General features: G+C 65.8%; 6 protein-coding genes and 1 pseudogene. 2 read left to right on the top strand and 5 right to left on the bottom strand.

The genetic code is table 11. The annotated features are described in order from the left end of the window. A pseudogene (locus tag A3728_RS23055) lies at positions 1-229 on the top strand (glycosyltransferase family 2 protein); the annotation flags it as partial. Between the two features lie 12 nt (positions 230-241). Here A3728_RS23055 and rfbA read toward each other — a convergent pair. From rfbA to A3728_RS09245, 5 genes are all read right to left on the bottom strand, one after another. Next, on the bottom strand, positions 242-1,114 hold the full coding sequence (gene rfbA / locus A3728_RS09225) for a glucose-1-phosphate thymidylyltransferase RfbA (protein ID WP_067922517.1): 873 nt from the start codon (positions 1,112-1,114) through the stop codon (positions 242-244). After that, complete coding sequence (rfbD, locus tag A3728_RS09230) at positions 1,111-1,977, bottom strand: dTDP-4-dehydrorhamnose reductase (RefSeq protein WP_067922520.1); 867 nt, start codon at positions 1,975-1,977, stop codon at positions 1,111-1,113. Before rfbD ends, rfbA begins: the two co-directional genes overlap by 4 nt. Further along, positions 1,974-3,014, bottom strand: a complete 1,041-nt coding sequence (gene rfbB, locus A3728_RS09235; protein ID WP_067922523.1) for a dTDP-glucose 4,6-dehydratase — start codon at positions 3,012-3,014, stop codon at positions 1,974-1,976. The genes rfbD and rfbB overlap by 4 nt, the downstream gene beginning before the upstream one ends. Next, positions 3,011-3,580: a dTDP-4-dehydrorhamnose 3,5-epimerase gene (gene rfbC, locus A3728_RS09240; RefSeq protein ID WP_067922526.1), complete on the bottom strand. Its 570-nt coding sequence runs from the start codon at positions 3,578-3,580 to the stop codon at positions 3,011-3,013. Before rfbC ends, rfbB begins: the two co-directional genes overlap by 4 nt. Positions 3,581-3,651: 71 nt before the next feature. Next, positions 3,652-4,710, bottom strand: a complete 1,059-nt coding sequence (locus A3728_RS09245) for a DUF2793 domain-containing protein (protein ID WP_067922529.1) — start codon at positions 4,708-4,710, stop codon at positions 3,652-3,654. 182 nt (positions 4,711-4,892) lie between these two features. Here A3728_RS09245 and A3728_RS09250 point away from each other — a divergent pair. Next, positions 4,893-5,146: DUF4147 domain-containing protein (locus A3728_RS09250; protein ID WP_150120707.1), on the top strand; the 254-nt coding region annotated here is incomplete at its 3' end.

Here is a 5,146-nt window from a genome sequence, read left to right on the forward strand (position 1 = left end):
CTTCTCCGGCCGGTCGCGGCGCTGGAACGATGCCAACCTCGCCGCGCTTTCCAGCCTGCGCGGCGCACTCACCCCGGAAAACCGCGTCGCTTTCGACAGTTTCACCGCCACGCGCCGCGCCCCCGGGCTGACCCGAAGGCTCCGCGGGCTGCGCGCCTCCGGCGTCTACCGGCAGTCCCGCGCGGGCCAGCTGGCGCTCTGGCTGCTGGCCGCGCTCAACCGGCTGTAAGCCCTGAGGGCGCTACTTCAGCAACCGTTCAAGGTACCGCCCGTAATCGTTCTTCGAATAGGGCGCCGCCAATGCCCGCAGGTCCTCCGCCGAAATCCAGCCCCGGTGATAGGCGATCTCTTCGGGGCAGCCGGTTTGCAGCCCCTGCCGCTGTTCCAGCGTACGGACAAAATTGCTCGCATCCAGCATGCTGCCATGGGTGCCGGTATCCAGCCAGGCAAAGCCGCGGCCCATCTGCTCCACGGTCAGTTCCCCCCGGTGCAGATACATCTCCAGCAGCGAGGTGATCTCCAACTCCCCCCGGGCAGAGGGGCGCACATCCCGCGCCCGTCGCGACGCCTGCCCATCGAGGAAATAGAGCCCCGTCACCGCGAAACTCGACGGCGGGTCAGCAGGCTTTTCAACGATGGAAATCGCCCGCCCCTCCGCGTCGAAATCAACGACGCCGTAGCGTTGCGGGTCGGAGACCTGATAGCCGAAGACCGTGCCGCCCGTGCCCCGCGCATCCGCAGCGGCCAGCCGTTCCGGCAAACCGTGACCAAAGAAGATATTATCGCCGAGGATCATGGCCGAAGGCGCGCCATCCAGAAAATCTTCCGCCAGCAGATAGGCCTGCGCCAGCCCTTCGGGTTCGGGCTGTTCGATGTATGTAAAGGAGAGGCCCCATTGCGCCCCGTCCCCCAAGAGGCGGCGGAACTGGTCGGCGTCCTGCGGTGTGGTGATGATCGCGATCTCGCGGATATCGGCCAGCATCAGCACCGACAGCGGATAATAGATCATCGGTTTGTCGTAGACCGGCAGCAACTGTTTCGACAGCGCCATGGTGATCGGATAAAGCCGCGTGCCCGACCCCCCGGCGAGGATGATGCCCTTGCGTTGCGTCATATGTCGTCCTTTCGGAGGTGCTGCAGAATATCGGTGAGCGCACGGCGCCAATCAGGTCGTTCGATCCCAAAGGCCGCTTCGGTGGTGCTGCAATCCAGCCGCGAGTTGAGCGGCCGCTGCGCTGGCGTAGGATACTCCGCCGTGGGGATGCCGTGGACCGTCACGTTCTTGCCCGCCGTCGCAAAGATCTCCCGCGCGAAGCCGTCCCATCCGGTATCGGGCCAGCCGCTGAAATGGTGGATGCCCGAAGCACCCCCGCCCGAATGCAGCTGACCGGCGATCCGCCAGACTGCTTTCGCGATCTCCCCCGCCGGGGTGGGACCGCCCCGCTGGTCAGACACGATATCGAGCCTGTCGCGACCCTCGGCGAGCCGCAGCATGGTTTTCACGAAATTCGCCCCATGCGCGGAAAACACCCATGACGTGCGCAGGATCACATGGCGCCCCCCGGCCTCCGCGATCTCTCGCTCCCCGGCCAGTTTGCTGCGGCCATAGGCGTTGAGCGGGCCGGTCTCGTCCTCCGGGGTGAAGGGTGCGTTGCCGGAGCCGTCGAAAACGTAGTCGGTCGAAAGATGCACGAAGGGCAGGCCCCGGGCCGCTGCGGCGCGCGCCATGGCCCCGGGGGCGGCACCGTTGATCACGGTCGCGAGCGTCTCTTCATCCTCTGCCCGGTCCACGGCAGTATAGGCCGCGGCGTTGATCACGACATCGGCCTGTGCACCCGTGACAGCTTCGGCGCAGGCAGCCGGGTCACTCAAATCCGCGTCTGCCCGTGCCAGTGCGGTGAGCTGCACGCCATCCGGCAGATGCCGGGCCAGTTCCCGCGCCACCTGCCCGGTCGTTCCAAAGACCAGCGCCCTCACCCGCCCTGCCCCAGTCTCTGCCCGACGCCATCCCGCGCCAGCAGCGTTTCCCACCAGCCGCGGTTGTCCAGATACCAGTCTACCGTGCTGCGCAGACCCTCTTCGAGCGCGACCGAAGGCCGCCAGCCAAGTTCCTCGCGGACGCGGGTCGGATCGATCGCATAGCGCCGGTCATGCCCCGGCCTGTCGCTGACGAAGGTGATCAGATCGGCAGAACTCCGATCCTCTCCCAACCGCGCATCGACGATGCCACAAATGCTCCGCACAAGGTCGATGTTGCGCGCTTCGTTCTCGCCCCCGATGTTGTAGGACCGCCCGTTCTCGCCCCGGGCGAGCACCGCCAGCAAGGCGTCGGCGTGGTCCTCCACATAGAGCCAATCGCGCACATTCGCCCCATCCCCGTAGACGGGAATGGGCTCCCGCGCGAGCGCCCGCAGGATCACTACCGGGATCAGCTTTTCGGGAAACTGGTAAGGGCCATAGTTGTTGGAGCAATTGCTCAGCACCACCGGCAATCCGTAGGTCTCATGCCAGGCCCGGACGAGGTGATCGCTCGCTGCTTTCGACGCTGAATAGGGGCTGTTGGGCGCATATGGGGACGTTTCGGTAAAAAATCCCTCCGCCCCGAGAGAGCCGAAAACCTCATCGGTAGAGACGTGGTGAAAGCGGAAACCCTCCGGTCTGCCCCGGGCCATCCAATAGGCGCGGGCCGCTTCCAGCAGGTTGTAGGTGCCTGTGATATTCGTCTCGATAAAGTCGCCCGGCCCGTCGATGGACCGGTCCACATGGGACTCCGCCGCCAGATGCATCACCGCGTCGGGCTGGTGGTCCACAAGGATCCTGTCCAGCGTTGCCCGGTCCCGAATATCCGCTTTCTCGAACCGATAGGCCGGGTCGTCCTGCACAGGGGTGAGGTTTGCGGGACAGGACGCATAGGTCAGCGCATCGAGGTTTATAACCTCATGCCCCCGCGCGATGGCCTGACGCACCACCGCCGACCCGATGAACCCCGCGCCCCCCGTGACCAGTATCTTCATGCCGCATCTTCCCAGCGGAAGGGCGATGTAACCTCGCCAATGTAGGGTGCCTTGCTGTCCTTTTCGCTCAGAAGCGCCGCGTCAGGGTCTATCCCCCAGTCGATACCGATGTCCGGATCGTCGAACCGGACCGCCGCGTCACATTCGGGCGCATAGGCATCGGTGCATTTGTAGATGATCTCCGTATCGGCCTCGCGCGTCACGAACCCATGCAGAAAGCCCGCCGGAATCCAGAGCTGGCGCCCGTTCTCGAAGCTGAGCTCGACACCGACCCATTGCGCGAAGGTCGGGCTGCCCTGCCGGAAATCCACCGCCACGTCCCAAAGCGCCCCGCGCCCGCAGCGGACGAGCTTGCCCTGCGCATGGGGCGGTGTCTGGTAATGCAGCCCCCGCACCGTACCCGCCTGATGCGACATGCTGTGATTGTCCTGCACGAAATCGGCGTGGATACCGTGTTCGGCCAGCCGCGCGCGGTTCCAGCTTTCGCTGAAAAAACCGCGCTGATCGGTGAAACGCGCCGGTGTCAGGATTATGACCCCCGGCAGGGCCGTCTCTTCGATCTTCATTACTGGCTCCATCACTATCGGTCGGTGCAACCGCTAGCAACTTCCCGGTACCAAGTCCATCTGGCGAACGCTCAATACCACTGACCTGTGACACTCAGGTTCAACGTCACTGTCCCCGGCCCCGCAGGCTGCGGCAGGTGCAAAACCCACGCGCCCGCATCCGTCCAGAGCGCAAGGTCCGCCAGCACCTGACGCTTGGTGGCGTCGCCCGCTTCGGCGGCATCGGCCCCGGCCACCGCTCCGGCCAGTACCGAGGCGGGCAATTGCGGATAGGCAAAGCTCTGGGCCGCGCTCTCGTTCATGTCGAATGTGACCCGGCGGGTCATCATCATGGTCCCGTCCGCCCATTTCACCACGCGACCCCCGGCCCCGTCGACGGATTCGATGACCGCGCCGGTCGCAGTGCCGCCGGTCTGGGAAACCGTACCCACCACATCGCCGCGCAGCAGCCCGTGTTCGGCCAGCATCAGCCGCCCGGGCGTGGCATCCGCCGCATCTTGCTGCACGGCATCGCCCGTCACCCCGCCCGTGGCCGGGTCGAAGGCCAGCGCGGTACGCCAGGCGGCGCCATCGGCGCTCAACTTGACGGCAAAGCCATCATCCCCGGCCAGCCCCATCTCCGCCCGGCCCGAATAGCCGGTCTGGAACAGCAGCGACGCGGTGTCGCCCGGCGTGGCCTTGTTGATCCGCAACCGGTGATCGGCACCGTCATGGGTCAAGAGCGTACCTTCGGCGGCAACGGCTAGGCGGGTCTGCGCGTCGGCGGTGGCGTTCACGCCCCACCGCCCCGGCGCCATCTCTCGCCAATCACTGCCGTCGAAGGCCGCCCACGTCCCAGCCTCCCGCAGCCATGCCGTCCAGCCGACTGCGGGGACGAAAAACTGCCACGCCCCGTCGACAAAGACCGCCACGGCATTGTCCTGCCCTTGCCAATCGCCGGTCGCCCCGCTAGCAACCAGCAGGCGCTGACCCTCCTGCGGATCGGCGGGCGGCGCGCTTTCGCCCGGCCCCGGAACGGAAAGCTGAACGGATGCGTCGAGCATCCGCAAAGCCTCGTTATGGGTCACATGTTTCTGAGCCTGCGCGGGCTGCAGATACGGAAGGTCGAGAAGCGGCGAGTTTTCAGACATCGGGCGTGCTCCGAAAGATTTGCGGGGCCGTCAGTAACCTGAGCGACCGTCAGCATCGCCTTAACCCGCCGTGCGCCGCTCACCCCTGGCGCGCAACGGGCGGGCGTGGAATCGCCTTCCCGCTGGTAGTGCCCTGCACCCGCTACTAGACTACCCGCGCAAGACCATGACGGGGATCGCGGATGCAAAACGACACCGACGCTGACAGACAGCTGCTGCAGGAACTTTTTGACGCAGCGGTCACCGCGGCCCTGCCCGAAACGGCTCTGTCACGGCATCTTCCGCCCCCGCCCAAGGGACGAACCGTGGTGATCGGGGCCGGAAAGGGGGCAGCACAACTGGCCCGCACGCTAGACGAAAAGTGGCAGGGCGCGCTTTCGGGCGTGGTCGTCACCCGCTACGGCTATGGGGAAAAAGCGGGCCGGATCGACATTCT

Source organism: Sulfitobacter sp. HI0040 (assembly GCF_001634885.1).
Taxonomy (GTDB): Bacteria; Pseudomonadota; Alphaproteobacteria; order Rhodobacterales; family Rhodobacteraceae; genus Sulfitobacter.

Bases quoted from the DNA above. Each gene is read 5' to 3' on its own strand.
- rfbA (WP_067922517.1), bottom strand. From the start codon at position 1,114: ATGACGCAACGCAAGGGCATCATCCTCGCCGGGGGGTCGGGCACGCGG.
- rfbC (WP_067922526.1), bottom strand. From the start codon at position 3,580: ATGAAGATCGAAGAGACGGCCCTGCCGGGGGTCATAATCCTGACACCG.
- rfbB (WP_067922523.1), bottom strand. From the start codon at position 3,014: ATGAAGATACTGGTCACGGGGGGCGCGGGGTTCATCGGGTCGGCGGTG.
- A3728_RS09245 (WP_067922529.1), bottom strand. From the start codon at position 4,710: ATGTCTGAAAACTCGCCGCTTCTCGACCTTCCGTATCTGCAGCCCGCG.